The 17,429-nt window shown below is 63.9% G+C and carries 10 protein-coding genes and 2 tRNA genes; 4 read left to right on the forward strand and 8 right to left on the reverse strand.

Annotation, left to right across the window (positions count from 1 at the left end):
* The first annotated feature begins 87 nt into the window (after window positions 1-87).
* Window positions 88-2,832, forward strand: a complete 2,745-nt coding sequence (gene valS / locus CS006_RS02335) for a valine--tRNA ligase (protein WP_100510153.1) — start codon at window positions 88-90, stop codon at window positions 2,830-2,832.
* Window positions 2,833-3,281: 449 nt separating this feature from the next.
* On the opposite strand, the gene CS006_RS02340 is transcribed toward valS, so the two are convergent.
* The 8 genes from CS006_RS02340 to CS006_RS02385 all read right to left on the reverse strand — a co-directional run bounded on the left by CS006_RS02340 (window position 3,282) and on the right by CS006_RS02385 (window position 15,785).
* The gene (locus CS006_RS02340) at window positions 3,282-3,635 is read right to left on the reverse strand and encodes a chorismate mutase (protein WP_243386694.1); all 354 of its coding nucleotides are present in this window, start codon (window positions 3,633-3,635) and stop codon (window positions 3,282-3,284) included.
* A 462-nt stretch (window positions 3,636-4,097) separates the two neighbouring features.
* The gene (locus CS006_RS02345) at window positions 4,098-5,273 is read right to left on the reverse strand and encodes an aldose 1-epimerase family protein (protein WP_100510155.1); all 1,176 of its coding nucleotides are present in this window, start codon (window positions 5,271-5,273) and stop codon (window positions 4,098-4,100) included.
* 422 nt (window positions 5,274-5,695) lie between these two features.
* Window positions 5,696-7,837, reverse strand: a complete 2,142-nt coding sequence (rho, locus tag CS006_RS02350; protein ID WP_100510156.1) for a transcription termination factor Rho — start codon at window positions 7,835-7,837, stop codon at window positions 5,696-5,698.
* Between the two features lie 309 nt (window positions 7,838-8,146).
* Window positions 8,147-9,220, reverse strand: a complete 1,074-nt coding sequence (locus CS006_RS02355) for a hypothetical protein (RefSeq protein ID WP_165777186.1) — start codon at window positions 9,218-9,220, stop codon at window positions 8,147-8,149.
* 118 nt (window positions 9,221-9,338) lie between these two features.
* Window positions 9,339-10,097 (reverse strand): hypothetical protein, encoded by a 759-nt coding sequence (locus CS006_RS02365; RefSeq protein WP_100510158.1) that lies wholly within the window; start codon window positions 10,095-10,097, stop codon window positions 9,339-9,341.
* Between the two features lie 204 nt (window positions 10,098-10,301).
* Entirely contained in the window at window positions 10,302-11,849 is a 1,548-nt protein-coding gene (locus tag CS006_RS02370; RefSeq protein WP_100510159.1) for a hypothetical protein, read from the reverse strand.
* A gap of 856 nt (window positions 11,850-12,705) precedes the next feature.
* Window positions 12,706-14,406 (reverse strand): glucose-6-phosphate isomerase, encoded by a 1,701-nt coding sequence (pgi, locus tag CS006_RS02380; protein WP_100510161.1) that lies wholly within the window; start codon window positions 14,404-14,406, stop codon window positions 12,706-12,708.
* Between the two features lie 233 nt (window positions 14,407-14,639).
* Complete coding sequence (locus CS006_RS02385) at window positions 14,640-15,785, reverse strand: mannose-1-phosphate guanylyltransferase (RefSeq protein ID WP_100510162.1); 1,146 nt, start codon at window positions 15,783-15,785, stop codon at window positions 14,640-14,642.
* A gap of 254 nt (window positions 15,786-16,039) precedes the next feature.
* Between CS006_RS02385 and CS006_RS02390 the strand changes: the two genes are divergently transcribed.
* From CS006_RS02390 to CS006_RS02400, 3 genes are all read left to right on the forward strand, one after another.
* Window positions 16,040-16,115: transfer RNA gene (locus tag CS006_RS02390), tRNA-Thr, on the forward strand.
* A 70-nt stretch (window positions 16,116-16,185) separates the two neighbouring features.
* Window positions 16,186-16,266, forward strand: a tRNA-Leu gene (locus CS006_RS02395).
* Window positions 16,267-16,412: 146 nt separating this feature from the next.
* Entirely contained in the window at window positions 16,413-17,420 is a 1,008-nt protein-coding gene (locus CS006_RS02400) for an AEC family transporter (protein ID WP_100510163.1), read from the forward strand.
* Window positions 17,421-17,429: the final 9 nt, after the last annotated feature.

Consider the following 17,429-nt stretch of genomic DNA (forward strand, 5'->3'; position numbering starts at 1 on the left):
CGAAGGGAGTCCGCAGGCGCGGCAATCCCATGCAAATACGGCAGAAAGTCAACATGAATGTCATAGAACGTCCATACACTGGCGTGTATGACTGACAATGCTGAAGGCGCCATCAGCGCCCATCTGACCGCTCTGCCCGACCGCGTGGGCGTCGACGGTCTCGAAGAGAAGTGGACCAAGGCCTGGAACGACGACCAGACCTACAAGTTCGGCAACACCCGCGACCGCAAGGCCGTGTACTCCATCGACACCCCGCCGCCCACCGTCTCCGGCCATCTGCACGTGGGCCATGTGTTCTCCTACACCCACACCGACGTCATCGCCCGCTACAAGCGCATGCGCGGCTACGACGTGTTCTACCCGATGGGCTGGGACGACAACGGCCTGCCGACCGAGCGCCGCGTGCAGAACTACTACGGCGTGCGCGTCGATACGTCCCTGAAGTACGATCCCGACTTCAAGCCGCCGTTCGAAGGCACCGAGGGCAAGAAGATCCAGGCGAAGGACCAGGTGCCCTGCTCCCGTCAGAACTTCATCGAGCTGTGCGAGAAGCTCACCGCCCAGGACGAGAAGCAGTTCGAGGCGCTGTGGCGCGAACTCGGCCTGTCCATCGACTGGTCGCAGACCTACCACACCATCGGCGAGCATCCGCGCCGCGTGGCCCAGAAGGCGTTCCTGCGCAACCTCGCCCGCGGCGAGGCCTACCAGAAGGACGCCCCCGGCCTGTGGGACGTGACCTTCCAGACCGCCGTGGCCCAGGCCGAGCTCGAAAGCCGCGAATACGACGGCTTCTACCACAAGATCGCCTTCCGCTTCGAGGACGGCACCCCGATCTACATCGAGACCACCCGTCCCGAGCTGCTGGCCGCCTGCGGCGCCCTGATCGCCCACCCCGACGACGAGCGCTACAAGAAGTACTTCGGCCAGTACGTGTACTCCCCGCTGTTCAAGGTCAAGGTGCCGATCCTGGCGCACAAGGCCGCCGAAATGGACAAGGGCGCAGGCATCGCCATGTGCTGCACCTTCGGCGATGTGACCGACGTCGAATGGTGGCGTGACCTGAACCTGCCGACCCGTTCCATCATCCAGCGCAACGGCCGCATCATCATGAACGTGCCGGACTGGATCGAGAACGAAGGCGGCCGCACGATCTTCGCGGAGACCGAAGGCAAGACCACGTTCACGGCTCGCAAGATCATCGTGGACCACCTGCGCGAATCCGGCGACATGGACGGCGAGCCGAAGCCGACCAAGCGTATGACGAACTTCTACGAGAAGGGCGACAAGCCACTCGAGATCGTCACCTCCCGCCAGTGGTACCTCAAGAACGGCGGCACCGACGCCAAGCTGAACGCCGAGCTCATCGAGCGCGGCAAGGAGCTGAACTTCCATCCCGACTTCATGCGCGTGCGCTACGACAACTGGGTGCACGGCCTCAACGGCGACTGGCTGATCTCCCGCCAGCGCTTCTTCGGCGTGCCGTTCCCGCTGTGGTACCCGGTGAAGGAGGACGGTTCCGCCGACTACGATCACCCGATCACGCCGAGCGAGGACATCCTGCCCATCGACCCGACCACCGACGTGCCGGCCGGCTACACCGAGGATCAGCGTGACGTGCCCGGCGGCTTCACCGCCGAAAAGGACATCATGGACACGTGGGCGACCTCCTCGCTCACCCCGCAGATCGTGACCCGCTGGGAGGAGCCCGGCGAGGAGAACAAGGCGCTGCATACCGCCACGTTCCCGATGGACCTGCGTCCGCAGGGCCAGGACATCATCCGCACCTGGCTGTTCTCGACCGTGGACCGCGCGCACCTGGAGAACAAGTGCCTGCCGTGGGCCCACGCCACGCTGTCCGGCTGGATCCTCGACCCGGACCACAAGAAGATGTCGAAGTCCAAGGGCAACGTGGTCGTGCCGAACGAGCCGCTGAAGAAGTTCGGCGCCGACGCGGTGCGCTACTGGGCCGCCGCCGCACGTCTCGGCCTCGACGCCACCTACGACGAGGGCCAGATGAAGATCGGCCGCCGTCTGGCCATCAAGCTGCTCAACGCCACCAAGTTCGCGCTGGCCATCGGCCGCGAGGACGAGAACCATCACGTGGCGGAAGCCGCCGAAGCCGTGTGGAATCCGACCGACGTGACCGAGCCGCTCGACCGCGCCGCCATGGCCAAGATGGCCTACGTGGTGCGCACCGCCACCGACGCCATGGAGGCCTACGAGCACTCCAAGGCGCTCGAGATCATCGAAAGCTACTTCTGGCAGTTCTGCGACGACTACATCGAGCTGGTGAAGAACCGCGCCTACGGCACGCCCGACGAGCATGGCAAGACCCCGAGCGAGAAGGCCGTGCTGTCGGCCCGCACCGCGCTGGGCCTCGGCCTCGATGCGTTCGCCCGCCTGCTCGCCCCGTACCAGCCGTACGCCACCGAAGAGGTGTGGCACTGGATGCATGCCGGCGAAGGCTCCGTGCACCGCGCCGCATGGCCGGCTCCGGAACCGTACGTGATTGCCGCCTCCGGAGCCTCCCCCGAGACGCTCGCCTGGGCGGGCCGCGCCGTCGAGCAGCTGCGCAAGATCAAGTCCGAAGCCAAGGTCTCCATGAAGACCCCGATTCTCTCCGTGGCGCTTTCCGCCGCGAAGGACGGCGTGGACGCGATCCGCTCGGCCATCGACGACATCGCGCAGGCCGGTCGCGTGGTCGGCAAGTTCGACCTGGTCGAGAAGCATGCCGAGGAGGCCGCCGCCTCCGACGAGGCCGATGACGCCACCGTCGCCATCGAAACCAGCGAACTCGGCGAGCCCCCGGCCAAGAAGCCCCGCAAGAAGTAGGAATTTGCAGACCGGGCACTGAGCAGGTAGGGCCGGGGGCCGTCGCAGCCTTGGCGGCTGCTCCCCTCGCCTACGGGGAGTCCACCGGACTCCCCGCTTAACGGCTCATGTCTCTGTCGGACTGCCTACCGGCAGACAGTGTTTCCACCTCGCGCTCGATACATCGCGCTCGCATCGCCTACGGGGAGTCCACCGGACTCCCCGCTTGACGGCTCAGCGGCCAAGAAGCCCCGCAAGAAGTAGGCAATTGTCTCTCTTTTGACTCTCCTCCTTGCAAGGAGGAGAGCTGTCAGGCGCAGGCCTGACTGAGGGGAGGTCCCAAACTCCCCAAAACCTAATGAGGGTGGTACCAGCCACAGCCGGTGCCACCCTCATCGCATATCTCACAGCATCATCCGCAATCTTTTCCGTTCGACTTTCGGCAAATACACGGATGACCGATCAAATCATCATGCGAACACGTCCAGCACCCCCGGGTCTCCTCCGGCGTCGGCGATGCGCTTGTGCCGCTTCTTCGATTCGGTGACGACGAATTCGCGATACATCTCGGCGATGTTCGTATCGAGTCCGGCATCGATGGCGATGCGCTGCAATCGGGCGATCTGATAATCCTCGCGCTTGTAATCGGCGGGGGCGAAGCCGGCACCGGCCTTGAGCACGCCTACGGCGGCCGTGGCCTTGAATCGTTCGGCGAGCAGGTGAATCACGGCGCCGTCGATGTTGTCGATGGTCTGACGAAGCGCCTCGATGCGCTTCACGGCCTCGGCGACCTCGGGGTTCTTCGCGGCGGCCTCCTCGTCAATGGTCGACGATTTCTCGGCCTCGATCTCATCGCTTACGGACGACGCCTGTGCGATCGCCGCGGCACTGATCGGCTTGGCGTCCTCGACGACGCCATCGGAATCGGGATTGGTCTGGTTGTCTGCTGGCCGAAGCCAGTCACTGCTATCGGTATCGCTCATGGTTCCTAGAATATCCCGAACCTTGGGCGACGGATGGGAACCAGGACCGGTTTTTGGTTCCCGTTGGCTGCATGGAATCCGACGAACAGGAACCGAAGCGATGCCACGGTTCCTGTCGGTCGCATAAACCCCAACGAATGGGAACCACGGCGGCGGTGCGGTTCCTGTCGGTTGAGGAAGCTGCAACAGGCGGGAACCGAAACGACCACAAGATTCCTGTTCGTTGCGTAAACCTCAACGGATGGGAAGCAACGCAGCCACACGGTTCCCGTCCGTTGCTCCCATCCGTTTGTGGGCGGAGTGCTACGCCAGCAGCTCGGCGCGACGACGCTCAAGCGCATCGAGCGCGTCGGCGCCCTCGTGGATGCGGAATGTCACACGCTTGTGTTCGCTGGCGCCGGGCGCGATGGTGTGCAGGTCGCCACGACGCTCGTGGTAGCCACGCCCGTGCACGCTGGAGTTCGCCGGTTCGAGCCCGACCACGTAGTCGCCGGAGGCCACGGACTTCCACTGCATGAAGTACGGGAAGTCGGCCGCATCGAATTCCACGGAGACGCCCAGACCCAGCGCACGGTTCATCACGGCCGCGAAGCTGCGCCCGTCCTCCCCTGCGGCGAGCGTGTGGATGTACACGCTTTCCGGCTTGTTCGGCACCGGCGCGCCAATCTCGCTCCACGGCGTGGAATCGTTGGCGGCGTCCTCGTTGCGCGGTTCGGCATGACGGCTGGGAATGACGACCTGAGCGCCTTCGGCAAGCAACGGCCATCCGAAGTTGCAGTGGTACATCCACATCAGCGGTTCGTCACGGAATCCTTCGTTGGTCACGACGTCGTCCACGACGATCTTCGGCCGGCCGTACACGGTGCTGATGCTGCGGCGCATCACCAGGTTCTCACCGAACAGTTCGGCCTCGCGCACCTCGCCGGAGATGGTCATCACGTACTCCCCCTCGGCATTCCAGTATGCGTCGGAGCTCACATGCTCGGCCGGCGTGGTGCGGATGCGGCCGTGCATCGGGTATTCCCTGCCGTCGGCGTCGGTGTATGGCGCGCCGATGTTCTCGAAGCCGCAGGTGAAGAACAGGCCGCCCATGATGCTGCGCTGGGCCTCGGCGCCGTTGGTGTCAAACTGGTTGCGTCCGTTGAGACCCGGCTTGGAGAGGAACGTGAGGTTCTCGCCGCGGTATTCCAATTGGGAGACGTCGAGCGCCTTGTCGGCCATGGAGACGAATCGCATCGGCCCGTTCTTGACCTCGATGGCGTGCATGCTGCCGGCACGCCCTTCCTGATATTGCAGCGGCCGTACGTATGCCGCCTGCTGGATGCTGCCCACATGCGCCTGCAGAACGCGGCGGTCGGATGCGGTGGCTACTGCGGATGCGCAGGAATCGGCCGATGCCGCGTCAACTGCGGATTCGTCAGCAACTGCGGATTCGTCGGCAACAGTGGATTCGTCGGCAACAGTGGTGATATCGCCCATGATATGCTCCAGACCTCGTTTATGAAATCGGTTTCTTGATGATATCAAGTCTACTCCCCCAGTGGCGGTTATAACGCATCCGTGCGCAAAACCCGCCTCTGAGTATCACTCAGTGGTGGTTATAACGCATCCATCCGTTATAACCGCCACTGGCGGCATCTCAGCGTCGGTTATAACGTACGCATGCGTGAAACCCGCCGCACAGCCAATCTACGCGGCGGGTTTCGCGGACGCATGCGTTATAACCGACGCGGGTGCCCCGGCTCACGCAGGGAACCCGCGAGCCAAAGAACAAGGCGCTGCCGGACTCCCATACCGACGTATCCGCCAGTCGGGAATCCGGCAGCGCCCCATACGCACCTATACCGTCACATGCACTGTCACTTCGGCAGTACGCTCACCGTTACGCTATGCCGCTACCGTCACTTGCCCTGATTCTGCGGAATCGTGGAGGTGATGGCGGCCAGGAACTCGCGGTTCGTGGCGGTCTTCTTCAGACGCGGCACCAGGGTCTGGTAGGCCTGCTCCGGCTCCATGCCACCGAAGAGACGACGCAGACGGTAGATGACGGCCAGCTCGTTCGGCGGCGTGATGAGCTCCTCGCGGCGGGTGCCGGAGGCGTTGATGTCGATGGCCGGGAACAGTCGCTTCTCGGAGAGCTCGCGGGAAAGACGCAGCTCCATGTTGCCGGTGCCCTTGAACTCCTCGAAGATCACCTCGTCCATCTTGGAGCCGGTCTCGACCAGCGCGGAGGAGATGATGGTCAGCGAGCCGCCGTTCTCGATGTTGCGGGCCGCGCCGAAGAACTTCTTCGGCGGGTAGAGCGCCTGGGCGTCAACACCACCGGACAGGATGCGGCCGGAGGCCGGCTGCGCGATGTTGTAGGCGCGGGCGAGACGGGTCATGGAGTCGAGCAGCACGACCACGTCCTGGCCGAGCTCGACCAGTCGCTTCGCGCGTTCGATGGCCAGTTCGGCGACGATGGTGTGGTCGGTGGCCGGACGGTCGAAGGTGGAGGAGATGACCTCGCCCTGCACCGTGCGCTCCATATCGGTGACCTCCTCGGGACGTTCGTCCACGAGCACGACCATGAGATGCACCTCGGGGTTGTTGGAGGTGATGGAGTTGGCGATCTGCTGCAGCGTGATGGTCTTGCCGGCCTTCGGCGGGGAGACGATCAGACCACGCTGGCCCTTGCCGATCGGCGCCACGATGTCGATGAGACGACCGGTGAGCTTGGTCGGCTGCGTCTCCATGCGCAGACGCTCCTGCGGGTACAGCGGCGTGAGCTTGTTGAAGTGCGGACGCTGCTGGGCCTCCTCGACGCTCATGCCGTTGATGGTCTCGATGGACTGCAGCGGCACGAACTTCTGACGCTGGTTGCGGCCGCCCTCGCGCGGCGGACGGGTGGTGCCCTGCACGGCGTCGCCCTTGCGCAGGCCGTACTTCTTCACCTGGCCCATGGAGACGTACACGTCGTTCGGTCCCGGAAGGTAGCCGGACGTACGCACGAACGCGTAGGACTCCAGCACGTCGATGATGCCGGCCACCGGCACCAGGTCCTCGGACGGCTGCTGGTAGTCGTCGTGCGCGGCACGGCCGTTGTTGCGCTCGTCTCGCATGGCGTCGTCGCGACGGTTGCGCGCACGGCGGTCGTCACGGTTGTTGCGACGGTCGTTGCGATCGTTGCGGTTGCGACGGAAGTCGCGATCGTCGCCGTCCTGCTCGTAGCGGTTGTCACGCGAATCGCGGCCCGCGCGCTCAGCATGACGGTCGTCACGGTTGTTGCGCTTGCCGTTCTTGCGGTCGCGGTCCGCACGGTCGGGACGGTCGCCGCGGTCGGAACGGTCGGGAAGAGCGGCGAGGATGTCGCCGAGATCGCGCACACGGCCCTGGGCGTGGGCGGGCTCGGCCTCCACCGGCTCGCGGCGGCGACGAATGCGCGGCAGGTCGAGATCGAGATCGAGCTTGCCGACGGATTCGCCCTTGTCGGCGCGCTCGCCACGGTCAGTACCGCGCTCGCCGCGATCGTCGCCGAGCACGTCGAGCGACTTGCGCACGGCGTTGCGACGGGAGCGACGGGTCTCCTTCGCCTCCGGAAGCTCGATGTTCAGCTTCGGCAGCTTGGCGTCGTCCACATGCGGCGCCTTGAGGTCAAGGGGAAGATCGATGGACGTCGCACGGCCATCATCGGTGCGGCCGGCATCGGCGGCAACGGCATGGTCGCCGTCGGCGTCATGAGCGTTCTCAACGGAAGCGGCGGGAGCCACGGATTCCACCGGCTCGGCGGCAACGGCCGCAGGAGCCTCGTTCGCGGCGTCGGCCGCGGTCTCGACGGCGTCGGCCGTCTTCTTCGCCGCACCGTTCTTCCTGGCGGCGGTCTTGGTCTTCTTCGGCACGCGCACGGTCACGCCGGCGGGCGCCTCGCCGCCGTTGCGGGCGGCTTCGATGGTGCTGAGCAACTCCCCCTTGCGCATGGCGGAAGTACCGCGCAATCCCATCTGCTTGGCGAGCTCCTTGAGCTCAGGCAGCTTCATATCTGCAAGATTCTGGCTATCTGCCACGTGTAATGCCTTTCGTCTGACCGTATGAACGACTGCATGAATCACTGGACCCAGCAGGCGCAATCACAGGGTGTTCTGACGCGATGCGAATGCTCCCACGATGAGCACTACCTCATCCCGAGCATTGTCTCGTCATCGAAAGCCCGAACTAAGAATCGTTTCGGACTGCCATCACTATACGACGACTCGCCGACCATCGCAAAATCGATGTTCACGGACATGTCCATCACGAATCCGGCGCATATCCGCCATGGGCCCGGCACCCGTCCGCCGCCCGTAGACGGCCCGTCCGCCACCCGCTGGAATCATTCATTTCAGACGGAAATCCGCCAGTGGGGCCACGGTTTTCGCGTAATCGTCCGCAATGTCCATGTTGTGGTCGACGTCGTGGCCGGAACGCACCGTGATCCCTCGCAATTGCAGGCTCATGCCGCTTTTCGCCAGCGTGGCCTCCATCGGCACGTCGATTACGGCCGACTGCCCCTTGGCCAGCGCCATCCGTTCGCTCATCCCCCACACCGAGTCCACCGTCTTGCCGGCGGACGAGCGCAGCGCGAACTTCAGCGAGATCTCCGTCGCCACATCCGGCACACGGCTGCGCACCGTCACGCGGACGACGCGCTTACCGGCGAGCGCCGCCCCGTCGGCGTCATCGGCGCCGTCGGCGGAGGAATCGTACACGCCGATGTCCTCGACCGACCGGATCTCCAACGGCATGGTATGCGCCCTCGGCGCATCAAGGCCGAGCTTGCTGCGAAGATACACGTCGGCCTTGGAGAACGAGTAGAACTCCAGCATCATCGTCGAGTCCCCTCCGGCTTCCTCGTCCACCGCCGACGCCATGTATCGCATATGGCCACGTAGGTCCGCATAATCGCGGGCGATCTGCTCGACGGCGTTGTCCACTTCGGCCGGCCATGTATGCGAAAGCAGGGTCTCTATGGTGCCGTCGATGGCGTCCGCCGCGCTTGCGCCGGCGGATCGCATCGCCGGCAGGTCGCCGCCGGTCGCGGCGAGCATGGCATCGTCGATCTGCTGCCATGACTGGTTCACGGCCTGCTCATAGTATGGTCCGGCCTCGGTCTTGGTCAGCTTCGTGCCCTTCGCCGTGAAATCATCCGTGTATGACGCCGTCTGCGGCTGGCCTTCGATGTCGAGGCGGGCGTCGTTCAGACAGCGTTCGCCTGACGATTCCCCGTTGCCGAGCGTGAAGCCGCCGACGGCGTATCCCGCGCCGACGGCGAGCGCGATCGCCAGCGCCGCCGCGATGGCGTTGCGTATGGGATGGCGTCGCGTCGACGTTCTCGACGCGGCGCCCGTCTTTCCCCGTGCCCGCCGGTCATTTGTCCGGCCGCCGTTGCCGTTCCTGATGCCCTTACCCATGAATCCAGCCTTTCCTCGCCGTCTTTGCCGGCATCGCCGTCATCGCCACAATCGCCGCCGCAACCGCCGTCACGGCCATCGTCGTCATAGTCGCCGTCATCATCACGTGCATCATCCCTTACGACATCCTCACCGATATCGAGATCACATCGCCGTCGTCGATATAGGGACGCTCGACGTTGTTGCCGAATTCGAATTCCATGGTCCAGTATTGCAGCGCCGGCCCGTCGAGTTGGCCGCTTCGATGATTCCAGGGGATCCACCACCGGTGCCTGTCGACGCTCTTGGAGTAGCCGTCCGACTGGTCCCGAGCCGTGTACAGCACCTTGCCGGACTGGTATCCCGCGCGGAAGGTGACGGTGACGCGCTGCGTGGCCAAATCGACCCTGCCGGTGCGCACGTAGTCGTTGTCGAAATCGCCGACGGTCATATACCGGTGCTCGCGTGACTCCTGTTCGGCTGCGAGGTCGTCGTCCGACATATACGACTTGTAGTCGTCATCGCCGTCGGTATCGGTCACGAGAATCTCCATTGCCGTCATGCCGTCGTATCTGTTGACGAAATCGTTCCAACTGCTGCCGGCGCGGATGCCGCGCGACGTGACCAGCGACAGCTTGCAGTCCTTCTTGTCGATGCGGCAGGTGGTCAGCTTCCCGTCGCCGGCGCTGGTGAGTGTGGTGTACTGGCTGGGATAATGCCATCGCCGCACCGTGGTGACCGGCTGCCCGGTGGATTCGTCGACCAGCGCGTATTCGCCGACGGGCAGGTAGCCGTCGACCGGCTCGTCCCGACGCAGCAGCAGCGTGGTGTATCCCGACGAGTACACGCCGAACCAGATGACGCCGAAGAACAGCACGACGACCATGATGCCGGCCATGATACGCAGCGGTCGTCGGCCGCCACGACCATCACGGTCACCGCGGCTGCCACGATTACCTCGTTGCGGCGTGGATCGCCGTGCGGATCGCCTCGCGGATTTCGCGACATCCGCGGAGTTTTCCCGTTCCGTTTGCCCCGTCATATCCGCGCCCCTGCTGCTGTTACCGCCTGCGCACCATGCTTCATGCCATGCCTCCGTCCGTCAGGAGAACCGAAAATCATTGACCGTGGTGAACGACGACATCTGCTGTGCAGTGAAGTCGTCCATGTGCACCTTGCCGTTGACGTCGTGCACGCTCCATTGGCTGACGGCGATGCGACCACCCTTCCGCACGTTCTTCGGATCGAGCCGCACGCTCACCGTGGCCGTGCCGCCGGGTTCGATGTCCGACGATGCGTCGGGGTCCGAGTCCGATGCCGACGACAGCGCCGAAATATCCGTCAGACGGACCGTACCGTCGGCGTCCAGCAGATTCACCTGCAATCCGACGGTCGACACCTTCGCAGGCATGCGGCTTTTCACCGTGATGTCCACACACCGGCGCTTCGTCTTTGTGAAATCTCCCGACGCCGTGGCGACATACGCCTCGCAGCTTCCGGCGTCCTTGACCGCCGTGACCTCGAACGGCATCGCCGGCTCCGGTTCGGCCTCGAGCTTCAGCATCGAACGCACCAGGTTCTGGGCGCCCGACGGCTTGAACACGTCCAATGCCAGATTGTCGATGGCGTCGACGTTGCGGTTCGTTCTGAGGTTCGCGTATATCGCCGCCCTGCCCTGGTATTCCACGATGACCATGCTCATGGCCTTGGCAACGTTCTTCGGCCAGGTGCGCGCGGCCAGCGTTTCGGCCGCATGATCGGCGGCGGCGTACGCCTTTTCGGCGGCCGTGTTCACCGCCGTCGTATCACCGGCTGCCGCTGCAAGACGCACGGCATCGTCGGCGTCGGCCGTACCGGCGACCGCCTTGGAGAAGTATGGCCCGGCCTGGGATTCGGTGAGCTGCGGGCCGCTCGGCTCCAGCGGCGTGAATCCGCCATAGCAGTAGTCGTCGGCGTCAAGGCCGCCGGTATGGCTCGAACAGTTCAACGACGAGCCGCTGGTTTTCGCATGGAACACATGACTGCGCCATGCGAAGCCTCCGATGCCCGATACGATAAGAATGACCACGAGCAGCAGCGCAAGCAGACGACGACGTCGGGCCTGCGCGCGCCGCTGCGCGATGGCGGCGGCACGGGCTGCCGCCTTTCCGCCTTTGCCTCCGGATTTGCCGGCGCCACCCGTACCGCTGCCGCCGGTCGATCCGCCATTCCGCCGGCTCTCGCGACGACGCTTCGAACGTTCCCACGGCGGAATGGGTTGATTGGGTTCGTTACGGTTCTCATGTCTTCCACTGCGGGTGCGGCCGGCACCGTTGTTTTCGGCCCTTTTCTCGCCGTTCTCCTTCGCGGATCCTCGAGAGTCGCCACGGCCGTCGTTGCCTTTGGTCGCGCCCTCGCCATACCGGTATTGCGACCGGTATCCGTTCTCCCGGTCGTGTTTCAGCCGGTTCTCGTCCGCATAGGGATTGTCGGAGAGTTCCTCGTCGATGCTGCGATAGCCATCGCCACTGTTCGGCGGCACCCATCCGTTGTCCGCATCGAAAAGGCCTCGAGCGCCTTTGCCGGACGAGGCGTCAGACGAGAAGCCGACGTCATCGGAGTCGTCGTCAAGACTGCCGTTGCCGTGACCGACGCCGTTTCCTGCCGTCATATCGCTCATCCTCTTCCGTCTCTTCAACGACGCCGCCGTTCCACGCCGTCGTGCTCATCGGGCACCATCTTACCGTTGGAGGGGCTGCTTTCGGAACACCCCCATGAGACGTATGGCGGCTTTCGACGAATCCACGCTCATGAATTCCGCCGCTTTCACGGATTCCGCGGCCCTTATGGATTTCGCCATACTCATGGATTCCGCGGCCCTTATGGATTTCGCCATACTCATGGATTTCGCCGCCCTCATGGATTTCGCCATACTCATGGATTTCGCCGCCCTCATGGATTGCGGTGCATTTCGGGGGATTTTGCCACATCGTCCATCATCAATACCGTAATATTCATGGACTACGCCGCAAAAATACGATTTTGCAGAGCAGTCCATCGCATTATGCATCCACGCACTTGAGAAACGTTGAAATTTCAAGGCTGTTGTTTTCGTCATCGACGATTTGCGATGGACTGCGTCGTATATACGCGATTTTGCAACGCAATCCATCGTCTATGGGCGAATATCGATGGATTGCGCCGTATTTTTGGATTTTTACGACGTAATCCATATCGGACGGCCAGACACAGGATGGAAGGCACCGGATAGTGATAGAAAAAGGGAGTCGACCGCCTTGTAGCGGTCAACTCCCCTCAGTCGGTTTTGCCGACGGCCCCTCTCAATCATGAGGGACCGGATTCCGCGGCAGCGATTCATCGGGCGCCGTCGCGGAATAACGGTTCTGTTTTTCCTAGCGGAAAATCAGAACTCCCTTGTGCGGGACAGTCCAGTGGACTGTCCCGAGCAGGCGCGATTCATCGAGCGCCGTCGCGGAATGCTGCGTTCTGATTTTCCTAGTGGAAAATCAGAACTCCCTGTGTTCACGGTAGAACTTGATGAGCGCCTGGGTGGAGGCGTCCTGGGCGGCGAGCGCGTCGTCGTCCTTGGAGATGGCCGGGGTGATCTGCTTGGCAAGCTGCTTGCCGAGCTCGACGCCCCACTGATCGTAGGAGTCCACGCCCCACACGGTGCCCTCGACGAGGGTGATGTGCTCGTACAGGGCGATGAGCTCGCCGAGCGAGAACGGGGTCAGGGCCACGCCGAGGATGGACGTGGTCGGGCGGTTGCCCTTGAACACGCGGGCGGGGACGATCTCCTCCGGGGTGCCTTCGGCGCGCACCTCGTCGGCGGTCTTGCCGAACGCAAGAGCCTTGGTCTGGGCGAGGTAGTTGCCGAGGAACAGCTCGTGCACGTCCTGGTCGCCGTCCTTCACCGGGTTCGGAGTGTTGGCGAAGGCGATGAAGTCGGCCGGGATGAGCTGGGTGCCCTGGTGGATGAGCTGGTAGAAGGCGTGCTGGCCGTTGGTGCCGGGCTCGCCCCAGAAGATCTCACCGGTGTCGGTGGTCACCGGGGTGCCATCCCAGCGCACGGACTTGCCGTTGGATTCCATGGTGAGCTGCTGCAGGTAGGCCGGGAAGCGGTGCAGGTACTGGTCGTACGGCAGCACGGCGTGCGAGGCGGCCTTGAAGAAGTTGCGGTACCACACGTTGACGAGGCCCATGAGCGCCACGACGTTCTTCTCGAACGGGGTGTTGGCGAAGTATTCGTCGATCTCGTGGAAGCCGTGCAGGAACTCCTCGAACTGCGCCGGGCCGTAGACCACGGCGAGGGAGGTGCCGACGGCGGAGTCGACGGAGTAGCGGCCGCCGACCCAGTTCCAGAAGCCGAACGCGTTCTCCGGGTCGATGCCGAACTCCTCGACCTTCTCGAGGTTGGTGGAGACGGCCACGAAGTGCTTCTTGATGGCTTCGGCCTTCTGGGCCTCGTCGCCGTCGGAGATGGCGCCGGAGGCGGTGAGCTCCTCGAGCAGCCAGGTGCGGGCCTCACGGGCGTTGGTGAGGGTCTCCAGCGTGGTGAAGGTCTTGGAGACGATGATGAACAACGTGGTCTCCGGGTCGAGGCCCTTGGTCTTCTCGGCCAGGTCGTTGGGGTCGATGTTGGAGATGTAGCGGGCGGAGATGCCGGCGTCGGCGTAGGGCTTGAGGGCCTCGTACGCCATGACGGGACCGAGGTCGGAACCGCCGATGCCGATGTTGACCACGGTGTCGATCTTGCGGCCGGTGATGCCGGTCCACTTGCCGGAGCGCACGTCCTCGGCGAAGGCGTAGATCTTCTTGAGGGTGTCGCGCACGTCCTTGACGACGTCCTGGCCGTCGACGATGTACTTGCCCTCGTCCTCGACCGGGCGGCGCAGCGCGGTGTGCAGCACGGCGCGGTCCTCGGTGTTGTTGATGTGCACGCCGGTGTACTGCTGCTTGATGCGCTCGTCGAGCTTGACTTCCTTGGCGAGGTTGACCAGCAGGCGCAGCGTCTCGTCGGTGATGAGGTTCTTGGAAAGGTCGAAGTGCAGGTCGCCGGCCTCGAAGCTCAGCTTCTTGACGCGGTCGGGATCGTCGGCGAACCACTTCTTGAGGTCGATGCCCTCGGCCTGAAGTTCATCGTAATGCTTCTGCAGCGCGGCCCAGGCCGGAGTCGAGGTCGCGTCGATGGGAGGATTGATGGCCATGTGAGGTCCTTTCATCACTGTGGAATGATCACGAAAATCATCCTGTTCCTGTTCCAACATACTGTGATTGAGGGACAGATAAAAACTCACAGAAATGTTGTTATTTGTGCGTTAGAACGTGCAATAAATACGATTTATCGACGCTACGGTTCCGCAACACGCCGTTCATGTTCCGTTCGCCGAAAATCACGTCCGATCCGACGGCCACGTCCGCCCGCGGCAGCAGCGACGACTCACAAAATGGCGTCGAGCCCCTGCTCGGCGAGCGCGGCGACCATGCGCTTGACCTCCTGGCTGCGCGCCCTCGGCGCGACGAGCAGCGCATCCGGCGTGTCGACCACGACCAGGTCGTCGGCGCCGAGCAGCGCGATCGTCCGCCCCTCGCCGCCGGCCGGCGCGACCACGTTGCCGGCGGAGTCGAGGCACACCACCCGTCCGCGGTCGCCGATGATCTTGTTGTTGCGGGCGTCCGCGCTGGGAATCAGCGCGGCCACGGAGTTGAAATCGCCGATGTCGTCCCATCCGAAGCCGCCAGGGACCATCGCCACGCCGCCCTCGGCGGCCAGCGGCTCGGCCACGGCGTAGTCGAAGGCGATCTTCTCCACGGCCGGCCACAGCCGCTCCATCATCTCGGCGCGGCGGTCGCCGTCGCCGTCCCATACGTCGGCAAGCGCCATCACCGTCTCGTGGATGCACGGCTTGAGCCTGGCCAGCGTGTCGAGCAGCACGCCGGCGCGCATGACGAACATGCCGGCGTTCCACCGGTATTCGCCGGTCATCAGGTAGCCCTGCGCGGTTTCGGCATCCGGCTTCTCCACGAACGCGCGCACCATGCGGGCGTCCGGCGCGTCCGGCGCGGCATCGCCCAGCGGCTCCCCCTGGCGGATGTATCCGAAGGCGGTGGAGGGCCGCGTGGCGGCGATGCCGATGGTGGTCACATATCCGGCGCGCGCCGCCGCGACGGCCTGCGCCACGCATTCGCGGAACGCGACGTCGTCGCGGATCACGTGGTCGGCGGCGAACGATCCGACCACCACGTCGCGTCCGTGCCGCTTCGCCAGGATGGCGGTGGCCAGGGCGATGGCGGCCGTGGAGTCGCGGCCCACGGGTTCGGCGAACAGATTGCGCCCATCCAGTTCGGGCAGCTGCGCGCGGACCGCGGCCGCGTGCGCCACGCCGGTCATCACCGTCACATGGCCGTCGCCGGCGACAGCGGCGAGACGGTCGAACGTGGCCTGAATCATCGTGCGTCCCGAACCGAGGAAGTCGTAGAGGAACTTCGGCCGTGCGCTGCGGCTCAGCGGCCATAGCCGCGAGCCGACGCCGCCGGCCGGAATCAATGCGTAAAAGTCCGAGAATCGCCCGTCAGTCTGTTGCATGTTCTTATTGTCACACGTCCCGTCACACGACCGCCGATTTCGCCGTCATCCGCCGGCCCCGAACGGCGAAGCGGCGAAGTCCGTGCACGGCGACGGGGTCCGCCACGCCCATGGCACCGCATCACCATGGCACCGCATCGCCATGCCGCCGCCCATCGCGCCACGCCATGAAACCCCATGATTTGCATAATCGAAAATCATGCAGTATGGTAATCTACTTGTGTGCGCATTGCTGTTGCAATGCCTCACGGATTGCCACTTTAGCTCAGTCGGTAGAGCGGCTCACTCGTAATGAGCAGGTCGACAGTTCGATTCTGTCAAGTGGCTCCAACGAAGACCCTAGGTTCATCGCCTAGGGTTTTTGCTTCCCCGAGAACATTCGCAAGAATGTTCGGGGACCGCGCGAGTGGCGGAATTGGTAGACGCGCAGGATTTAGGTTCCTGTGTCTTCGACGTGTGGGTTCAAGTCCCATCTCGCGCACGCTTTCCGATTAATCCTCTTGAATCATTGCGGCTTCGATGAATTCAAGGGGATTTTTTCATATCCGACCCCGCGCCGGAGGCAAATAGAGAGAAGAAGAGCCAAGGATTCACCATGGATTCGCGAGAATCCAGGAGAGGGACGTCATGTCGGGACTGATTCATCCGATCACCCTGCTCGCGATCGTTTTCGTCGGTTACGGGTTCAAGCGCGCACGCATCTTCGGCGAGAAGGACTATCGCATCCTGCAGCGCATCGTGTTCAACCTCACGCTGCCGGCCGCAATCATCGTGTCGTTCCTGACGAACCCCCACGACCCCAAGCTGCTGTGGATCTCGCTGTTCGGCCTGGCATGCGGCCTCTTCCCCACCCCGATACTGTATTTCGTTAGCCGCCGCAAGCCGGTGAACGAGCGCGCGTTCCTCATGCTCAACGGCGCGGGCTTCAACATCGGCAACTTCTGCTTCCCCGTCATGCAGTCGATGCTCGGTTCGGCGTCGCTGGTCACGGGCGCCATGTTCGATATGGGCAACTGCGTGGTGGTGGCCGCCGGCAACAACCTGCTCACGCAGCGTCTGCTGCACATCAACCCCGACAAGCCGCTGAGCGAGCAGAATCACGGCGACATGACCGTCACGCGTCTGCCCCGCATCAAGCCGAAGGACAGGGATGCACGCCGTCTCGCCCGCCGTGCCACGATGCGCGGCATCGCCAAGAGCTTCCTCACGTCGGTGCCGTTCGACACCTATCTGCTCATGATCGTGCTGATGTTCACCGGCGTGAAGCTGCCCGGCATCGTGGTGGACGTCCTCAGCCCGGTGGGCGACGCGAACGGCTTCTGCTCGATGCTCATGGTCGGCATGCTCATGGACTTCCCGAACAACCGCAAGGAGATCTCGCAGGCGCTGCGCGTGGTGGCCTGGCGTATTCCGTTCGCGGCGCTGTTCTGCCTGGTCACCTGGTTCCTGCTGCCGTATGACGCGGCCACGCGCAAGGCCATCGTGATGCTGTGCATGGCGCCGACCGCCGTGTTCGCCACGCTGTTCTCCGACCGCGTGCTCGGCAACGCGAAGATGGCCGGCTTCTGCCTGTCCGTCACCGCGGTGATGGGCATGGTCGCCATGACCGCCGCGAACTACCTGATTCCGGCCTGATTCGAACGA

It is taken from the genome of Bifidobacterium primatium (assembly GCF_002802875.1).
Lineage (GTDB): Bacteria > Actinomycetota > Actinomycetes > Actinomycetales > Bifidobacteriaceae > Galliscardovia > Galliscardovia primatium.